At 72.8% G+C, this 17,389-nt stretch carries 20 protein-coding genes; 10 read left to right on the forward strand and 10 right to left on the reverse strand.

Annotated features, from left to right (window positions below; translation table 11 throughout):
• Positions 1–16: 16 nt before the first annotated feature.
• Positions 17–682: a class I SAM-dependent methyltransferase gene (locus CP980_RS28515; protein ID WP_132758713.1), complete on the reverse strand. Its 666-nt coding sequence runs from the start codon at positions 680–682 to the stop codon at positions 17–19.
• A gap of 234 nt (positions 683–916) precedes the next feature.
• On the opposite strand from CP980_RS28515, the gene CP980_RS28520 reads away from it, so the two are divergent.
• Positions 917–1,540, forward strand: coding sequence for a hypothetical protein (locus CP980_RS28520; RefSeq protein WP_150529359.1), 624 nt, complete (start codon positions 917–919; stop codon positions 1,538–1,540).
• Positions 1,541–1,562: 22 nt separating this feature from the next.
• Here the strand turns inward: CP980_RS28520 and bioD are convergent, their stop codons facing one another.
• Genes bioD through bioB form a run of 3 tightly spaced genes read right to left on the reverse strand, consistent with a single transcriptional unit; the run spans position 1,563 to position 4,843 of the window.
• On the reverse strand, positions 1,563–2,282 hold the full coding sequence (gene bioD, locus CP980_RS28525) for a dethiobiotin synthase (protein ID WP_150529360.1): 720 nt from the start codon (positions 2,280–2,282) through the stop codon (positions 1,563–1,565).
• A gap of 1 nt (position 2,283) precedes the next feature.
• Positions 2,284–3,597, reverse strand: a complete 1,314-nt coding sequence (locus tag CP980_RS28530) for an adenosylmethionine--8-amino-7-oxononanoate transaminase (protein WP_132758718.1) — start codon at positions 3,595–3,597, stop codon at positions 2,284–2,286.
• Positions 3,590–4,843, reverse strand: a complete 1,254-nt coding sequence (bioB, locus tag CP980_RS28535) for a biotin synthase BioB (protein WP_099893945.1) — start codon at positions 4,841–4,843, stop codon at positions 3,590–3,592. The genes CP980_RS28530 and bioB overlap by 8 nt, the downstream gene beginning before the upstream one ends.
• A 156-nt stretch (positions 4,844–4,999) precedes the next feature.
• On the opposite strand from bioB, the gene CP980_RS28540 reads away from it, so the two are divergent.
• Entirely contained in the window at positions 5,000–6,172 is a 1,173-nt protein-coding gene (locus CP980_RS28540; RefSeq protein ID WP_099893946.1) for an 8-amino-7-oxononanoate synthase, read from the forward strand.
• Positions 6,173–6,176: 4 nt separating this feature from the next.
• Here CP980_RS28540 and CP980_RS28545 read toward each other — a convergent pair whose 3' ends face one another.
• Both CP980_RS28545 and CP980_RS28550 read right to left on the reverse strand, forming a co-directional pair.
• Positions 6,177–6,407 carry a DUF397 domain-containing protein gene (locus tag CP980_RS28545; RefSeq protein ID WP_132758722.1) on the reverse strand — a complete coding sequence of 77 codons (231 nt, stop codon included), beginning with the start codon at positions 6,405–6,407 and terminating at the stop codon, positions 6,177–6,179.
• A gap of 12 nt (positions 6,408–6,419) precedes the next feature.
• Entirely contained in the window at positions 6,420–7,307 is an 888-nt protein-coding gene (locus tag CP980_RS28550) for a helix-turn-helix domain-containing protein (RefSeq protein ID WP_099893948.1), read from the reverse strand.
• Between the two features lie 196 nt (positions 7,308–7,503).
• Between CP980_RS28550 and CP980_RS28555 the strand changes: the two genes are divergently transcribed.
• Complete coding sequence (locus CP980_RS28555; protein ID WP_132758724.1) at positions 7,504–7,953, forward strand: ATP-binding protein; 450 nt, start codon at positions 7,504–7,506, stop codon at positions 7,951–7,953.
• A gap of 25 nt (positions 7,954–7,978) precedes the next feature.
• Here the strand turns inward: CP980_RS28555 and CP980_RS28560 are convergent, their stop codons facing one another.
• Complete coding sequence (locus tag CP980_RS28560) at positions 7,979–8,380, reverse strand: VOC family protein (protein ID WP_229906970.1); 402 nt, start codon at positions 8,378–8,380, stop codon at positions 7,979–7,981.
• A gap of 303 nt (positions 8,381–8,683) precedes the next feature.
• Here CP980_RS28560 and CP980_RS28565 point away from each other — a divergent pair, with 303 nt between their 5' ends.
• The 7 genes from CP980_RS28565 to CP980_RS28595 all read left to right on the forward strand — a co-directional run bounded on the left by CP980_RS28565 (position 8,684) and on the right by CP980_RS28595 (position 15,174).
• On the forward strand, positions 8,684–8,986 hold the full coding sequence (locus CP980_RS28565; RefSeq protein WP_150529361.1) for an urease subunit gamma: 303 nt from the start codon (positions 8,684–8,686) through the stop codon (positions 8,984–8,986).
• Between the two features lie 14 nt (positions 8,987–9,000).
• On the forward strand, positions 9,001–9,312 hold the full coding sequence (locus tag CP980_RS28570; protein WP_099893952.1) for an urease subunit beta: 312 nt from the start codon (positions 9,001–9,003) through the stop codon (positions 9,310–9,312).
• Positions 9,305–11,026, forward strand: a complete 1,722-nt coding sequence (locus CP980_RS28575) for an urease subunit alpha (protein ID WP_150529362.1) — start codon at positions 9,305–9,307, stop codon at positions 11,024–11,026. The genes CP980_RS28570 and CP980_RS28575 overlap by 8 nt, the downstream gene beginning before the upstream one ends.
• A gap of 30 nt (positions 11,027–11,056) precedes the next feature.
• Positions 11,057–11,731, forward strand: coding sequence for an urease accessory protein UreF (locus CP980_RS28580; protein WP_150529363.1), 675 nt, complete (start codon positions 11,057–11,059; stop codon positions 11,729–11,731).
• A gap of 48 nt (positions 11,732–11,779) precedes the next feature.
• Complete coding sequence (ureG, locus tag CP980_RS28585) at positions 11,780–12,466, forward strand: urease accessory protein UreG (protein WP_132758732.1); 687 nt, start codon at positions 11,780–11,782, stop codon at positions 12,464–12,466.
• Between the two features lie 32 nt (positions 12,467–12,498).
• On the forward strand, positions 12,499–13,314 hold the full coding sequence (locus CP980_RS28590) for an urease accessory protein UreD (RefSeq protein WP_150530383.1): 816 nt from the start codon (positions 12,499–12,501) through the stop codon (positions 13,312–13,314).
• 195 nt (positions 13,315–13,509) lie between these two features.
• On the forward strand, positions 13,510–15,174 hold the full coding sequence (locus CP980_RS28595) for an alpha/beta hydrolase (RefSeq protein WP_132758734.1): 1,665 nt from the start codon (positions 13,510–13,512) through the stop codon (positions 15,172–15,174).
• 51 nt (positions 15,175–15,225) lie between these two features.
• On the opposite strand, the gene CP980_RS28600 is transcribed toward CP980_RS28595, so the two are convergent.
• The 3 genes from CP980_RS28600 to CP980_RS28605 all read right to left on the reverse strand — a co-directional run bounded on the left by CP980_RS28600 (position 15,226) and on the right by CP980_RS28605 (position 17,383).
• Entirely contained in the window at positions 15,226–15,936 is a 711-nt protein-coding gene (locus CP980_RS28600) for a lysophospholipid acyltransferase family protein (RefSeq protein ID WP_132758736.1), read from the reverse strand.
• Positions 15,937–16,229: 293 nt separating this feature from the next.
• Positions 16,230–16,388 carry a hypothetical protein gene (locus CP980_RS35285; RefSeq protein ID WP_165937333.1) on the reverse strand — a complete coding sequence of 53 codons (159 nt, stop codon included), beginning with the start codon at positions 16,386–16,388 and terminating at the stop codon, positions 16,230–16,232.
• Positions 16,389–16,420: 32 nt separating this feature from the next.
• Positions 16,421–17,383, reverse strand: a complete 963-nt coding sequence (locus CP980_RS28605; RefSeq protein ID WP_150529364.1) for a cytochrome c oxidase assembly protein — start codon at positions 17,381–17,383, stop codon at positions 16,421–16,423.
• Between the last annotated feature and the right edge of the window lie 6 nt (positions 17,384–17,389).

Below are 17,389 nucleotides of genomic sequence, written 5' to 3' on the forward strand. Positions count from 1 at the left end.
TCCGGGGCTCGTGGGGCTACGCGGGACCCCGGCGGGCCGTCCCGATCACGCAGTACGAGGTCGGAAGCGCGGGTCCGCGCTCCGGAAGGCGGAAGGCGCGGCACGAGGTGATCCGGAAGCCGGCGTCCTCGATCGCGGCGGCGGGCTCACGGGCGGTGTGGCACCCGCCGAAGAGGCGCGGCCAGACGGTCCGGTCCAGCGTCCGCTGGACGGCGGCCATGCCGGCGGTGGGCGCGCGGCCGTGCTCGAAGAAGCGCAGCTCGGCGTCCGGGCGCAGCACCCGGTGGAGCTCCGAGAGCGCGCGCGGCAGATCCCGTACGGTGCACAGCACCAGGGAGGCCACGGCGGCGTCGAAGGCCTCGCTCTTGACGGGAAGGGCCTCGGCGACCCCCGGCACGACATCCACCGGGACCTCGGCGCGGAGCGCGGCGTCGGCCGCCAGCCTGCGCAGGCTGCGCTCCGGTTCGACGGCGACGACCTCGGAGACGGCGCGCGGGTAGTGGGCGAAGTTCAGGCCGTTGCCCGCCCCGATCTCGATGACCCGGCCCGACACCCCGTGCAGGAGTTCGCCGCGAAGATCGCGTACGCCGCCGCGGGCGTCGGCGGTGGTGCTGAGCCGGGCGTAGAACCGGGCGAACAACGGATGGTCGACGGAGTCCGGAACACGGTGCGGTGAGGGCATGGCGGACCTCCGGCTTGGGCGGGACGGGCGGGCGGACGGCGGGTCACGACGGGTGGCGGCGGGCTGACGGCGGGTCGCGGCCGGCTTTCCGGGCGTGTTCCCCGCCCGCACGCCCCGTAATCGGTGCCCACGGGTGACGGGTGTCCGGCCACCCACTGAGTACCCGTACTCATGTGCCCCGCCCCGTGCGGTGACGACAATCGGCTGATCGCAGGATTCGAGAGCGGAGCCCCCGTGACCTCCCGCAGGACCCCCGCCGGTGCGGTGCTGCTCGCCGCAGGACTGCTCGTACTGACCGCCTGCGGCACCGAGGTGCCCGGGAACGGCAAGGCCGCGGGCCCGTCCCCGCTGCCGTCCCTGAGCCCGACCCCCGACCCCGCCGCCCGGGCGGCCGCCGCGGTCGCCCGCCACGACAGGCTCTTCCCCGAGGTGGCCGCGGCGTGCGCGGGGAAGCCGACCGCCGTCCCGAGCCGGCCGGCCACGCCGGACGACCTGCCCACGGACCCCGAGGCGCGCAAGTACGCCGAGAACCACGGGTACAAGCAGCAGGGCACGCTCACGCCCGCGGCCCAGTGCCGGGGCGACGCGCACGCCGCCCGGATCAGGGCCGCGCTCGGCGGCTCCGACGGGAAGGGCGCACCGCGGACGGCGCAGGAGCTCAGCGCGCTGCTGGCCGGGATGGGCTACGCGGCGCAGACCGTGGACGTGTACGCGTCGAGCGCCGGCAGCCTCTCGTTCGTCCTGTCCGTCCCGGAGAGCGGGCCGTGCGTGACGGGTCGTCTGACCCCGCCGGTGAGCGTGCAGGCGCACGCCGTCTACGTGGAGGGCGGGTGCGCCGAGCCCCGCGGCGGCCACTGACCCCCACCGCCGGGCCCGGTGCTCAGGCCTGCCAGGCCGTCAGGAAGGCCGCCGGAGACCACGATCCCGCGAGGTCGGCGGAGAGCCACGTCGGGGCGGCCTCGCGGAAGGACTCCGGCGACAGGGATCCCGAGGATTCGGGTACGACGCCCACCAGCGGGAGCCCCGAGGACGAGGGGAGGTCGGCCAGGTTGCAGCGGCAGGCCAGGTCCGGCTCCGCCGGCCAGCTGCCGATGACCACGCCCGGCGACGACAGGCCCCGCGCCCGGAGGGCCTCCGCAGTCAGGGTCGTGGAGTTGAGGGTGCCGAGGGCCGGCGGGGTGACCACCAGGACCGGGGCGTCGAGCAGGCGGGCCGCGTCGGCCAGGGTGTGGCCGGCCTCGTCGAAGCGGACCAGCAGCCCGCCCGCCCCCTCCACCAGGACCAGGTCGTGGGAGCGGGACAGCTCCCGGGCCGCGTCCGCGATCTGCGCGGGGGAGAGCGTCGGCAGCCCGGCCCGCCGGGCCGCCGTGTCCGGGGCCAGCGGTTCCGGATAGCGGGCCAGTTCCACCGCCGTGACCGAAGGACCGGCGAGGCGGACCACCTCCGCCGCGTCGCCCGGAGCGCCGGGTTCCATACCCGTCTGAGCCGGCTTCAGGACGGCCACCGAGCGGCCCGCCGCCACCGCGGCGGCCGCGACCGCCGCCGTGACCACCGTCTTTCCGATCTCCGTGCCCGTGCCCGAGACCATCAGTACCGTCATGTCAGCCCTCCTGTGCCGCCGCGCACACCGCGCGGCAGATGCGGGCCACGTCGGCGTCGCCCGTGACGAACGGCGGCATCACGTAGATCAGATCCCGGAAGGGGCGCACCCACACGCCCTCGCGGACCGCGGCCCGCGTCGCCGCGGCCACGTCGACCTGGTGCGTCAGCTGGACCACGCCGATCGCGCCCAGGACCCGAACGTCCCGTACGCCGGGCAGCTCCCGTGCCGGGGCCAGCCCCTCCCACAGGCCCGCCTCGATGCGCTTGACCTCGCGCTGCCAGTCCTGCCCGAGGAGCAGGTCGATCGAGGCCAGCGCCACGGCCGTGGCGAGCGGATTGCCCATGAACGTCGGCCCGTGGGCGAGGATCGGGACGGCGCCCTGCGAGATCCCGTTCGCCACCCGCTCCGTGCACAAGGTGGCGGCCAGCGTGAGGTAGCCGCCGGTCAGCGACTTGCCGAGGCACATCACGTCCGGGGTGATCCCGGCGTGGTCGGCCGCGAACAGGGCGCCGGTGCGGCCGAAGCCCGTCGCGATCTCGTCCAGGACGAGCAGTACGTCGTACTCGTCGCACAGCTCGCGCAGCACCCGCAGGTACCCCGGGTGGTGGAAGCGCATGCCGCCCGCGCCCTGCACCACCGGTTCCACGATCACCGCGGCCAGCTCGTCCGCGTGGGCGCGGACCAGGGAGCGCAGGTGGTCGGCGTACGCGGGGTCCACGGGCGCGTCGAACCCGCTCGGCGGGGTGTCGGCGAAGAGCTGCTGCGGGAGGATCCCCGACCAGAGCTCGTGCATGCCGCCCTCGGGGTCGCAGACGCCCATCGGCGTCCAGGTGTCCCCGTGGTAGCCGCCCCGCCAGGTCAGCAGCCGGGTCTTGCCGGACCGGCCGACGGAACGCCAGTACTGGAGGCACATCTTCACCGCGACCTCGACCGAGACCGATCCCGAGTCGGCCAGGAAGACGTGCTCCAGGCCGGGCGGGGTGATCTCCACCAGCCGGGCGGCGAGGCGGACGGCGGGCTCGTGGGTGAGCCCGCCGAACATCACGTGTGACATCCGGCCGAGTTGGCCGGTCACGGCCTCGTTCAGCACCGGGTGGTTGTACCCGTGGATCGCCGACCACCAGGAGGACATGCCGTCGACCAGCTCGTCCTGCCCCTGCGCGGGCTCGGCCAGCCGCAGCCGGACCCCCGAGGCGGAGGAGACCACCAGCGGTTCCTGCCGCCCGGGCATCGGACCGTACGGGTGCCAGACGTGCTGCCGGTCCAGCGCGAGCAGCTCGGCGGCCGGCAGCGGGTGGTGCTGATCAGGCATTGGGGGCGAGGTCCGTTCCCGCGCCCCGGCGGCGGACCGCCACCAGGTCCGAGCGGACCTCCCCGGCCGGAGCCTGGGCCGGCGCCCCGGCGGGCACGGGCGCCGGCGCTTCGGCCGCGGCCCGGGCGGGAACGGCCTCGTGGCCCGAGCAGCCGCCGCACGCCGAACCGCAGCCCGCCTCGGCCGCCGAGGAGCCGCACGGGCCCTGGGCCGCCGCCGCCCGGGCCGCGGCCAGCGCGTCCGCGCGGTGCGCCGGCAGGGTCGTCGTACCGGCGCCCTCCACCTCGAAACCGGCGTCCGCGATCATGTCGAGGTCGGCCTGGCCGGCCTGGCCCTCACTGGTGAGGTAGTCGCCGAGGAAGATCGAGTTGGCGATGTTCAGCGCGAGCGGCTGCATCGAGCGCAGGTGCACCTCGCGGCCGCCGGCGATCCGGACCTCCACGTCGGGGCAGACGAACCGGACCATCGCCAGGATGCGCAGGCAGCGCTGCGGGGTGAGGTTCCACTCCTTGGCCAGCGGAGTGCCCTCGAAGGGGATCAGGAAGTTGACCGGCACCGAGTCCGAGTCCAGCTCGCGCAGCGAGTAGACGACGTCGACCAGGTCCTCGTCGCTCTCGCCCATGCCCGCGATCAGGCCGGAGCAGGCCGACAGGCCCGCCGCATGCGCCTTTTGCACCGTGTCGACCCGGTCCGCGTAGGTGTGGGTCTTGGTGATCTGGCCGTACGTGGCCTCGGACGTGTTGAGGTTGTGGTTGTAGGCATCGGCACCCGCGTCCTTCAGACGCTCGGCCTGGCCGTCCGAGAGCAGACCGAGGCAGGCACAGACCTCGACGCCCTCGTTCTGCTCCTTGATGGCCTCGATGGTCTTGCCGACCCGGTCCACGTCGCGGTCCGTCGGGCCGCGTCCGCTCGCCACCAGGCACACGCGCTTGGCGCCGCCCGCGACGCCCGCCGCGGCCGCCTGGGAGGCCTCCTCTGGCTTCAGCCACGTGTACTTGAGGATCTCGGCCTTCGAGCCCAGCCGCTGCGAGCAGTACGAGCAGTCCTCGGGGCAGAGGCCCGACTTCAGGTTGACCAGGTAGTTCAGCTTGACCCGACGCCCGAACCACTGGCGGCGCACCTTGCCGGCCGCGGCCACCACGTCGAGCAGTTCGTCGTCAGAGGTCGCCAGTACGGCGAGCGCCTCTTCGCGGGTCGGCAGCTCGCGCCGCAGCCCCTTGTCCACCAGGGTGTTCAGCAGGTCCATGGTGCCGATCCTGGACCACACCACCACTCCCGGCCAAGGAGAGATCACACAACATGGCCGGAACGGAGTGTGTGGATCGCCACACCTGGCACTCAAGTGGCGGCCGTTAGGGTCAGGCAGGTCTGTGGACTGCCGACAAAAAACGAGGACCCGCCGATGAGCCAGCACAGCCCCGAGCCCGATGACGTGTTCGCCTGGATCGACGACGCGGAGCGGGCCCGTGAGCAGGCCGGACTCGTCCGGACGCTGCGCCCCCGCCCGGCTTCCTCGCCTCTGCTGGACCTCGCGAGCAACGACTACCTCGGCCTGTCCCGGCACCCGGAGACCGTACGCGGCGCCCGTGAGGCGGCCGAGCGCTGGGGGGCCGGGGCCACCGGATCACGTCTGGTGACCGGTACGACCGAGCTTCATGCGGAGCTTGAGCGGGAGCTCGCAGCGTTCTGCGGATTCGAGGCCGCGCTCGTCCTGTCCTCGGGGTACGCGGCCAACCTGGCGGCCGTGACCGCGCTCGGCGACCGCGGCACCCTCGTCGTCTCCGACGCCGGCAACCACGCCTCGATCGTCGACGGCTGCCGGCTCTCGCGCGCCGCGGTCGAAGTCATCCCGCACTCCGATCCGGAGGCCGCGCGCAAGACGCTGGCCACGCACGGGGGCCGCGCGCTGCTGGTCAGCGACTCGGTCTTCTCCGTGGACGGGGACGCGGCCCCGCTCGCCGCGTACGCCGCCGCCTGCCGGGAGCGGGGCGCGGCCCTGGTCGTGGACGACGCGCACGGGCTGGGCGTCCTGGGCGAGGGCGGCCGCGGGGCCCTGCACGCCGCCGGGCTCGCGGGCGCCCCCGGGGTGGTCGCCACCCTCACGCTCTCGAAGTCCCTGGGCAGCCAGGGCGGGGCCGTGCTCGGCCCGGCCAAGGTGATCCGGCACCTGGTCAACACGGCGCGGACCTTCATCTTCGACACCGGGCTGGCGCCGGCCGCCGCGGGTGCGGCGCTGGCGAGCCTGCGCCTGCTCCGGCGGGAGCCGGAGCGCGCCGGCCGGGCCCGCGAGGTGGCCGACCGGCTGTACGGGCGGCTCACCGCGTCCGGCCTGACCGCGGCCCGGCCGGACGCGGCCGTGGTGTCGGTACGGGCCCCGTCGGCCGCGGCGGCACTGCGCTGGGCCGCCGACTGCCGCGAGGCAGGTCTGTCCGTCGGGTGTTTCCGTCCGCCGTCGGTGCCGGACGGCATCTCCCGGCTGCGGCTGACCGCGCGGGCCGATCTCACGGGGGACGAGATCGACCGGGCCGTCGAGACGATCCTGGGGACCGCCCCCGCCGGAGCCACGGACCACTAGGGCGTCACGCGAGCACGTCCACGTCCGCCCGTACGGATGCGAGGAAGCCGTTCCAGGCCGGCCGGGTGAAGAGCACGGCCGGGCCGTCCGTCCGCTTCGAGTCGCGGACGGCCAGCAGGCCGCCGCCACCGAGCGCGGCGGTTTCCACGCAGTTGTTCATTCCGGTGCTGCGGCTGCTCCGCCGCCACCGCGCGCTGTTCAGAAGTCCGCTGGTGGAGAGGGGGGTTGCGGACACGGGGGTGCCTCCTTACGCGTCGTCAGCGAGTGAGCTGATGAGATCCGACGAGTCCTGGGGCGGTAGGGCGTGCGCCTGGATGGTGCGGAATGCGGCGCTGTACGCCTCAAGGTCTTCCTTCCGCTCCAGGTAGAGGCTACTCGTCAAATGGTCGAGTACCACCACATCCAGATCGGCGATGTTCGGAAATGAGAAAATTACGAACGGTCCTGTAAGGCCGAGATGGCCCCCCACGCTGAACGGCAGTACCTGCAGGCTCACTTGGGGCAACCGGGCCACCTGTACCAGATGCCGCAATTGCGCCGCCATCACCCCGGGCCCGCCGATCTGCCGCCGCAGCACCGCCTCGTCCAGCACGGCGCTCAGCTCCAGCGGCGGAGCCGCCCGCAGCACCGACTGACGGGCCAGCCGTACGTCGACCAGCGCGTCCACCTTGGGCTCCGGCAGCCCGCCCAGCGCAGCCCGGGTCACCGCCCGCGCGTACTCCGGGGTCTGCAACAGCCCCGGCACCACCGAGAGCTCGACCGTACGGGCCGAACGGGCGCTCGCCTCCAGGCTGATGAAGTCCCGGTACTCCTGGGGCAGCAGGCCCCGGTAGTCGTGCCACCACTGGCGCCCGCGCCCGGCCTCGCCGACGCCCGGCCCGGGCCCCGCCGCCGAGGCCGACAGGGCCTCCAGCAGCGCCCGCTGCTCGGGGCTGACCACCTCCGCGTACACATCGAGGAGGAGCCGGATGTCCTCCGGTTTCACGCCACTGCGCCCCGTCTCGATGCGGCTGATTTTCGACTGGTGCCATCCCGCGATCCGGGCGGCCTCACCACTGGTGAGCCCGGTCCGGTCGCGCAGGGCGCGCAGTTCCTCGCCGAGCTTGCGCCGACGCACCGCGGGACCGTGCTGCATACCCGCCTCCTTCCACCGGCACAGCTCGCACCAGTCTGCCGTCCAAATACGCTCTTCCGTAGCAGAGTTCACTGCATTGAGCGACAGATATATGCATATCTTGGGGGAACGGCCGCGCCGACGGGACGATGGGTGGCACTCTGGCGTCCAGCACAGATCCGGGGCGGTTCGCCCCGGTGGGAAAGGGACCGTCGCCATGGCAGACCACCAGGAAGCATCCGTCACTCTGCCGAGCGATCCCGCCTCGGTCGCCACCGCCCGCCGCTACGTCGCGGAGGTGCTCGGTGAATGGGGACTGCCCGACGAGGCCGACACCGCCGACAGCGTCCGGCTGATCGTCTCGGAGCTGGCCACCAATGCCGTCCAGCACACCTTCGGCCAGTCGCCCACCTTCACCGTCGACGTCCGCCTGGAGCGCGGGGAGTGGCTGCGCGTCGGGGTGACTGACAGTCACCCGCGCTGGCCCAGGCGCCTCCCGGCCGCCGTCCAGCAGGACAACGGCCGGGGAATGGTCATCATCCGCTGGCTCACGGCCGAAGCCGGCGGCCGGCTCTCCGTCAGCCCCACCGAAGACGGCGGCAAGACCGTCTGGATCGCCCTGCCCTGGCCCGTCGGGGCTCCCGCGAAGAGCGTCTCCGGCTGTTGACGCGGACGCGGACGCGGACGCGGGCTCAGCCCTCCCCGCGCTCCGCGGCGCCGCGCTCGATGCACAGCTCGTTGCCCTCCGGGTCGGCGAGGACCACCCAGCCGAGGCCGTCCTCCCGGCGCCGGTCGTCCACCAGCTTCGCCCCGAGCCCGATCAGCCGCTCGACCATCTCGTCCCGCGTGCCGCTCGGCGGCTGGATGTCCAGGTGGACGCGGTTCTTCAGGGACTTGGCGTCCGGTACCCGGATGAACAGCAGGCCCGGAACCCCGGGCTGCCCCGGGTCGAGCAGGATCTCCTCGTCCCCCTCCACGTCGTTCGGATGGATCGGGAAGCCGGTCACCTCGGACCAGAACCCGGCCGTCCTGTACGGGTCGAGGGCGTCGAAGGTGATGTGCCGTACGGGATTGGCGAACATGCGTCTCCTCATGGGTGGCCGTATACGGAACCGCGCCCGGGCGGCCCGCGGGTCGACGCCCCGGAGTTGAACCGGGTGCCTCCCCGAAACGTGGGTTAACGCGGCGGAAAAGCGCGGCGCCTAGCGTGGCGGGCACGACCTTCCGTCAATGATCACCCATCCTTCGGCAAAGAGGCGGTGGTCGGGGCGGAAAGCCTTCCCCTGCATTGGGCAAGAGACGCTTGGCTCGGATATGTGCAGGTCAACAAAGTGTTGAAGGCCGTTAGGGTCGGCCCGGCGCGACGCTGATCTGGTCCCGGAAACTTGGTGATACGAGTGCAACTGACACCGCACGAGCAGGAACGGCTGCTCATCCACGTGGCCGCGGACGTGGCCGAGAAGCGCAAGGCGCGCGGCGTCCTGCTCAACCACCCCGAGGCGGTCGCCCTGATCACCTCGCACATCCTCGAAGGAGCCCGCGACGGGCGGACCGTGGCCGAACTCATGGCTTCGGGCCGCACCGTGCTCCGCCGCGCCGACGTGATGGACGGGATCCCGGAGATGATCCACGACGTCCAGGTCGAGGCGACCTTCCCGGACGGAACCAAGCTCGTCACCGTCCACGACCCGATCGTCTGAAGGGGGGAACCCGCATGATCCCCGGCGAAATCGTCCACGGGGACGGCCCGGTGCGCCTCAACGAGGGCCGGCCCGTCACCCGCCTCACCGTGCTCAACGCCGCCGACCGGCCCGTCCAGGTCGGCTCCCACTACCACTTCGCCGAGGCCAACCCCGGCCTCGACTTCGACCGCGCGGCCGCCCGCGGGCTGCGGCTGAACATCGCCGCCGGCACCGCCGTGCGCTTCGAGCCGGGCATCCCGGTCGCGGTGGAACTCGTACCGCTGGGCGGGCTGCGCACCGTACCGGGCCTGCGCGGGGAGACCGGGGGGCCGCTCGATGGCTGAGCTCGACCGGCGCGCGTACGCCGACCTCTTCGGGCCGACCGCGGGCGACCGCATCCGGCTCGCCGACACCGACCTCTTCGTCGAGATCGAGCAGGACCTCAGCGGTGGACCCGGACGCTCCGGCGACGAGGCCGTGTTCGGCGGCGGCAAGGTGATCCGCGAATCGATGGGCCAGGCCCGCACCACGCGCGCGGAGGGCGCTCCCGACACCGTGATCACCGGGGTCGTCGTCCTCGACCACTGGGGCATCGTCAAGGCCGACCTCGGCATCCGCGACGGCCGCATCTGCGGCATCGGGAAGGCCGGCAACCCCGACACCATGGACGGGGTGGATCCCGCGCTCGTGATCGGCCCCGAGACCGAGATCATCGCGGGCAACGGGAAGATCGTCACGGCGGGCGCCATCGACGCCCACGTGCACTTCATCTCGCCGACCGTCATCGACGAGGCCCTCGCCTCCGGCATCACCACCCTCGTGGGAGGCGGCACCGGTCCCGCCGAGGGCACCAAGGCCACCACCGTCACCCCCGGACCCTGGCACCTCGCCCGGATGTTCGCGGCCCTGGAGTCCTACCCCGTCAACATCGGCCTGCTGGGCAAGGGCAACACCATGTCCCGCGAGGCCATGTACTCACAGCTGCGCGGCGGCGCCCTCGGTTTCAAGATCCACGAGGACTGGGGGGCCACCCCCGCCGTCATCGACGCCTGTCTCGGCGTCTGCGAGGAGACCGGCGCCCAGGTGGCCATCCACACCGACACCCTCAACGAGGCCGGATTCGTCGACGACACCCTCGCCGCCATCGCCGGGCGGACGATCCACTCGTACCACACCGAGGGCGCGGGCGGCGGGCACGCACCCGACATCATCACCGTGGTCTCCGAGCCGAACATCCTGCCCAGCTCCACCAACCCGACCCGGCCGCACACCGTCAACACCATCGAGGAACACCTCGACATGCTGATGGTCTGCCACCACCTGAACCCGGCCGTCCCCGAGGACCTGGCCTTCGCCGAATCCCGGATCAGGCCCTCGACCATCGCCGCCGAGGACGTCCTGCACGACCTCGGCGCGATCTCCATCATCTCCTCCGACTCCCAGGCCATGGGCCGCGTGGGCGAGGTCGTGATGCGCACCTGGCAGACGGCCCACGTGATGAAGAAGCGGCGCGGCTTCCTGCCCGGCGACGGACCGGCCGACAACCAGCGCGCCCGCCGCTACGTCGCCAAGTACACGATCAACCCCGCCGTGGCCCAGGGCCTCGCGCGGGAGATCGGCTCGGTGGAGACCGGGAAGCTGGCCGACCTCGTGCTCTGGACGCCCGCCTTCTTCGGGGTCAAGCCTGAAGTGGTCATCAAGGGCGGCCAGATCGCCTACGCGCAGATGGGCGACGCGAACGCCTCCATCCCGACCCCGCAACCGGTGCTGCCCCGCCCGATGTTCGGCAGCCACGGCCGGGCGCCCGCACTGAACTCGGTCAACTTCACGGCGCAGGCGGCGCTCGACGACGCGCTGCCCGAACGGCTCGGCCTCGGCAAGCAGTTCGTCGCGATCGAGAGCACCCGCAAGGTGACCAAGGACGACATGCGCAACAACGACGCCATGCCAAGGGTCAAGGTCGACGCCGACACCTTCACCGTCACCATCGACGGCGAGGTGGTGGAGCCCGCGCCCGCCGCGGAGCTGCCCATGGCCCAGAGATACTTCCTCTTCTGACATGGGGTCGCCGACGACGGGCGTAGCCCCGTGAGCCTCGCCGCCCTGCTCGTACTCGCCGACGGGCGCTTCCCCGCCGGGGGGCACGCCCACTCCGGCGGGGCCGAGGCCGCCTGCAAGGCCGGCCGCATCCACGACGCCTCCACCCTGGAGGAGTTCTGCCGCGGCCGCCTCCACACCGCCGGACTCACCGCCGCCGCCCTGGCCGCCGCCGCTGCCCTCGGGCTGGACCCGGCGGTCCTCGACGCCGCGGCCGACGCCCGCACGCCGTCGCCCGCGCTGCGAGCCGCGGCCCGGAGGCTGGGCCGGCAGCTGCTGCGCGCCGCCCGGGCCACCTGGCCCGCCGCCGAACTCGACGCGCTCGCCGCGGCCTTCCCGCGCGGCGCGCACCAGCCGGTGGTGCTCGGGCTCACCGCCCGGGCGGCCGGGCTCGGGCCGCTGGAGGCCGCGCACGTGGCGGCGTACGAGAGCGTGAGCGGACCGGCGACGGCGACGGTACGCCTCCTCGGCCTGGACCCCTTCGAGGCCAGCGGGGTCCTGGCCCGCCTCGGCCCCGAGCTCGACGCCCTCTCGGCCCGGGCCGCGCGGGCGGCGGACCGGGCCCGCCGGGACGGCCCGGACGCCCTGCCCGCGGCCTCCTCACCGCTGCTCGACATCACGGCGGAGATCCATGCCGACTGGCCGGTACGGCTGTTCGCCTCCTGACCGGCCCTCCCACGGCCCTTCGACCACCTCCACGACTTGGAGATCCCCATGCACCTCGACCACGGCGTGACCTACCCCCAGCGCCACACCCACAGCGCCGAGCCGGTGCGGGCGGACGGCTCGCGCCGCGCCCTGCGCATCGGACTCGGCGGACCCGTCGGCTCCGGCAAGACCGCCACCGTCGCCGCGCTCTGCCGCGCCCTGCGCGCCGAGTTGTCCATGGCCGTCGTCACCAACGACATCTACACCCGCGAGGACGCCGAGTTCCTGCTCCGCGAGGCCGTCCTGCCGCCCGAGCGGATCAGCGCGGTCGAGACCGGCGCCTGCCCGCACACCGCCATCCGGGACGACATCTCCGCCAACCTGGAGGCGGTGGAGGAGCTGGAGGAGACGGTCGGTCCGCTCGACCTGATCCTCGTCGAGTCCGGCGGCGACAACCTCACCGCGACGTTCTCCCGCGGCCTCGTCGACGCCCAGATCTTCGTCATCGACGTGGCGGGGGGCGACGACATCCCGCGCAAGGGCGGTCCCGGGGTCACCACCGCCGACCTGCTCGTCGTCAACAAGACCGACCTCGCCCCCTATGTGGGCTCCGACCTGGACCGGATGGCGCGCGACGCCGCCGCGCAGCGCGGCGAACTCCCGGTGGCCTTCCAGTCGCTGCGCGGTGCGCAGGGCGTGGCCCCGGTGGCCGCGTGGGTGCGCGAGCGGATCGCCGTCTGGGCCGCCCGGTGAGTCCTACGGTGGCCGCCGCGCCCCCCGCCGCCCTGCCGGCCCCGGCTCCGCCCGGCCCGGTTCCGCCGGCTCCGCCCGGCCCCGCCACGACGCCGGCCGGGGTCCGGGCCACCGCCCGGATCGCCGCCGTCGCCGACGGCCGCGGCGGCACCGCCCTGCCCCTGCTGGCCGGGGAGGGACCGCTCGCGCTGCGCCGCACCCGGGGCGCGGGAGCCGAGGCCGGCGTGATGCTGGTCGGCGCGATGAGCGCCCCGCTCGGCGGGGACCACCTCACGGTGGAGGCCGCCGCCGGGCCCGGGGCCCGGCTCGCCCTGGGCTCCGCGGCCGCCACCCTCGCGCTGCCCGGCCGCGGCGGGGAGCCCGCGCGGTACGACGTACGGCTGACCCTGGCTGAGGACTCGGCGCTGCGGTGGCTGCCGGAGCCGCTGGTCTCCGTAAGCGGCAGCGACCTGCGGGTCCGCACGCGCGCCGAACTCGCGCCCACGGCCCGGCTGCTGCTGCGCGAGGAGCAGGTGCTGGGCCGTTGGGGGGAGGAGCCGGGACTGCTGCGCAGCCGGCTCACCGTGACCCGGGGCGGGGGCCCGCTGCTGGACCAGGAGCTGGCCTGCGGGCCGGGGGCGCCCGGTGGCTGGGACGGTCCGGCGGGGCTCGCGGGCCACCGGGCGCTCGGTCAGCTCCTGGTCGTCGACCCGGCGTTCGCCGGATCGGCGCCGGCCGCCGCCGTACTCGGGGAGTTCGCGGCCGTCACCCCGCTGGCCGGTCCCGCCGTCCTGGTGACGGCTCTTGCGCCGGACGCCCTGCGGCTGCGCGAGGTACTCGACGCGGCGTGTCGCACCTATGGCTGGTAACGGCTGCGCGAACCTGGGACGAATGGGACACCGCTCAGCGGTACACGCCTCCCCGGTTATCGGGTTGGCAAAGAACAGGACCTCGCTCTGTTGTCAGGTGTAGGTCAGGCGAAAGGATCGCCCCTGTTCGACCGACCGACCGACCCGACCAACCCGGCCCTCTCCGGCCGGGTCTGACGCAGGGGGAACAACCACGTGATACGTACTGCGGCGCTGGGGAGCGCTGCCACTCTGATCACCGGAGCACTGGCCGCGGGCCTGCTGCTGGCCACGCCGGCCGCCGCCGCCCCGACCGGCCAGAACAGCGGGTTCCCGGAGGCGCTGGGTGTCCAGCTCGCCGCCGCCCGCGCCGCCGCCACCGGAGTCGAGTGGAAGGACTGCCCCGCCGACTGGGGCTTCGAGGCCCCGATCCAGTGCGGCTGGGTCAAGGTCCCGCTGGACTACTCCAAGCCGTTCGGCAAGACCATCGACCTCGCCGTCGACCGGATCGGCAGCACCGGCACCAAGGAGGAGCGCCAGGGCGCGCTCGTCTACAACCCGGGCGGCCCCGGCGGCTCCGGCATGCGCTTCCCGCGCCGGGTCACCACCAAGAGCCCGCTGTGGGTCAACACCTCCAAGGCCTACGACTTCGTGGGCTTCGACCCCCGCGGTGTCGGCCACTCCGCCCCGATCTCCTGCATCGACCCGCAGGAGTTCGTCAAGGCGCCCAAGGCCGACCCGGTCCCGTCGGGCGAGGCGGACAAGCGCGCCCAGCGCAAGCTGGCCGCCGAGTACGCGGACGGCTGCAAGGAGCGCAGCGGCGAGATGCTGCCGCACATGACCACGCCGAACACCGCGCGCGACCTGGACGTCATCCGGGCCGCCCTCGGTGAGAAGAAGCTGAACTACCTCGGCGTCTCCTACGGCACCTACCTGGGCGGCGTCTACGCGACGCTCTTCCCGACCCACGTGCGCCGCATGATCGTCGACAGCGTGGTCAACCCGGACACGGACAACATCTGGTACCAGGCCAACCTGGACCAGGACGTCGCCTTCCAGACGCGCTGGAACGACTGGCAGGACTGGGTCGCCAAGTACGACTCCGTCTTCCACCTCGGCGACACCCGCGCCAAGGTCGAGGCCAAGTACCAGCAGCTGCGCGCTCAGGCCAAGGCCAACCCGCTCGGCGGCGTCGTCGGCCCGAACGAGCTCATCGGCTTCTTCCAGGGCGCCCCGTACTACGACTCCTCGTGGGTCCCGGTCGCGCAGGCGTTCAGCGCCTGGGCCGCCGGTGACGAGAAGCCGCTGATCGAGGCCATCGCCCCGGACATGTCGGACACCAAGGGCAACGCGGCGTCCGAGAACAGCAACGCCGTCTACACCGCGGTCGAGTGCGCCGATGCCAAGTGGCCCACCAGCTGGGCCAAGTGGGACCGGGACAACACGAAGCTGAACGAGAAGTACCCCTTCCTCACCTGGTCCAACGCGTGGATGAACCTGCCCTGCGCGACCTGGAAGTCCAAGCAGAGCAACCCGATCGAGGTCGGTGCCAAGCGCGGTCTGCCGCCGGTCCTGATCGTCCAGTCCGAGCGTGACGCCGCCACGCCGTACGAGGGTGGCGTCGAGCTGCACCGCCGCCTCGCCGGTTCGCGTCTGATCACCGAGCAGAACGCCGGCTCGCACGGTGTCACCAGCCTGGTGAACCCCTGCATCAACACCCGGGTGGACGCCTACCTGCTGACCGGCAAGGTCGACGCCAAGGACGTGAAGTGCGGCCCGCACGCCACACCGGTTCCCCCGGCCCCGGCCGCGGCCCGCTCGCTGGAGAAGGCTCCGGCCTCGGCGCTCCCGGCGCTGGAGGAGCTGCCGGCCGTCCGCTAGCGGACGGCGCCGGCGGAGCGGCACCGTAGGAGAATCAGCACGGGAGAAGGCTCAGCGCGTCCTGCGCCGGGCCTTCTTCCGCGCTTCCTCCTCCTCCGCCTTGACCTCGGCGGCGTACCGGTCGACGTACTCCTGGCCGGACAGGCCGAGGACCGCGTACATGATCTCGTCGGTCACGGCCCGCAGAACGGCCCGCTCGCCCTCCAGCCCGGCGTACCGGGAGAAGTCCAGCGGCTCGCCGAAGCGGATGGTGACGCGCCGGATGTTCGGGATCTTCTGCCCGGGCGGCTGGATCTCGAAGGTCCCGACCATCGCGCACGGTACGACGGGCACCCCGGCCCCGAGCGCCATCGCGGCCACGCCCACCTTGCCCTTGTAGAGCCGCCCGTCGTGGGAGCGGGTGCCCTCCGGGTAGATGCCGAGCAGCTCGCCCCTGGCCAGCACGCCGAGCCCCTCGCGCAGCGCGGCCTGCCCGGCGTCCTTGCCCGAGCGGTCCACCGGGATCTGCCCGGCGCTGCGGAAGAAGAACGCGGTCAGCTTCCCCTTCACGCCGGGTCCGGTGAAGTACTCGGCCTTCGCGAGGAAGGTGATCCGGCGTTTCAGGATGGCGGGCATCAGGAAGTGGTCGGAGAACGACAGGTGGTTGCCCGCGACGATCGCGGCCCCCTCCTCGGGGATGTTCTCCAGTCCCTCGATGCGCGGCCGGAACAGCAGCCGGAGCAGCGGACCGAGCAGCACGTGCTTGAGCAAGCTGTAGAACACCGGGGCGTTTTCCCTTCACCTGGGGTCAGGTCAGTGTGCCGGACACGGTGCCGGATGGGCATGGCGAACCAGAATCCCACCGGCCGGCACAGGACGACCGCGGTCGGCGGACCGGCCCGGGGCGGGCTCAGGACCAGCCGGGGAGCCTGACTTCCTTCGCCTCATAGCACGGACGGCGTCGCCGGGGGTTCATGTGAGGACCGATCGGAATCGGCCGAAGGAGCCGGGCCTGGCAAGGGGGGCGCCCGCGGCGGGAGGGGCGGAGGGATCGGACGGGGCGCGCAGGCGCCGGTTCAGGTCTTGCGGGAGGCTGCCATGCCGGCGGTCAGCAGGCCGAGGACGACCCAGCCGAACCACAGCCAGCCATTGCTGCCGAGGGCCACGGAGTACGTGGCGACGGCCACCAGAGCGGCGAAGGTCATGACGGCCATCGCCTTAACGGATCCGGTCATGCCCCATGGTCGCGCGCGAAGGTGCCGGCGCGCTACTGGCCACGCGCTTGGAGCGAGGCGAGATAGGAGTTGTACGCCTCCAGCTCCTGGTCGCCGTCACGGTCCGCGGCCCGGTCCGCGCGCTTCGCGGCCCGCTGCTCGGAGTGGTACCACTGGTAGACCAGCGCGATCAGGACCAGCACGGACGGGATCTCGCTGAAGGCCCAGGCGATGCCGCCGCCCCACTGCTGGTCGAGCAGCGGGTCGATGCCGAGGGAGGCCGGCGGGTTCGCGTACGTCTTGATCATCGGCTCGCTCGCCATCATCAGGGCGATGCCGAAGAAGGCGTGGAACGGCATGCCGGCGAAGAGCTCCAGCATCCGCATCACGTAGCCGGGACGGTGCGGGCCCGGGTCCACGCCCATGATCGGCCAGAAGAAGACCAGGCCGACGGCCAGGAAGTGCACCATCATGCCGATGTGCCCGGCCTTGCTCTCCATCAGGAAGTCGAAGATCGGGGTGAAGTAGAGGGCGTAGAGGCTGGCGATGAACAGGGGGATCGTGAACACCGGGTGGGTGATCACCTTCATGTACCGGCTGTGCAGCAGCATCAGCAGCAGCTCACGGGGGCCCTTGTGGCCGCGGGCGGCGGGCGGCAGCGCGCGCAGCGCCAGGGTCACCGGCGCGCCCAGCAGGAGCAGGATCGGGGAGAGCATGCTGATGACCATGTGCTGGACCATGTGCACGCTGAACATGACCATGCCGTAGTCGTTCAGCTTGGTGCACATCACCAGGGCGACGCTCAGCACTCCGGCGGTGAAGGCGATGGTCCGGCCCGGCGGCCAGGCGTCCCCGCGGCGGCGCAGCCGCACCACGCCCCACAGGTACAGGCCGAGGCCGACCAGCGAGCCGATCAGGAAGAACGCGTCGAAGGAGAACTCCAGCCCGCGCCCGAGAGTGAACGGCGGCAGGTCCATGTTCATGTCCATGTCCATGCCGTGACCGCTGTGATCCATCTGTTC

It is taken from the genome of Streptomyces vinaceus (assembly GCF_008704935.1).
In the GTDB taxonomy this organism is placed as follows: Bacteria; Actinomycetota; Actinomycetes; order Streptomycetales; family Streptomycetaceae; genus Streptomyces; species Streptomyces vinaceus.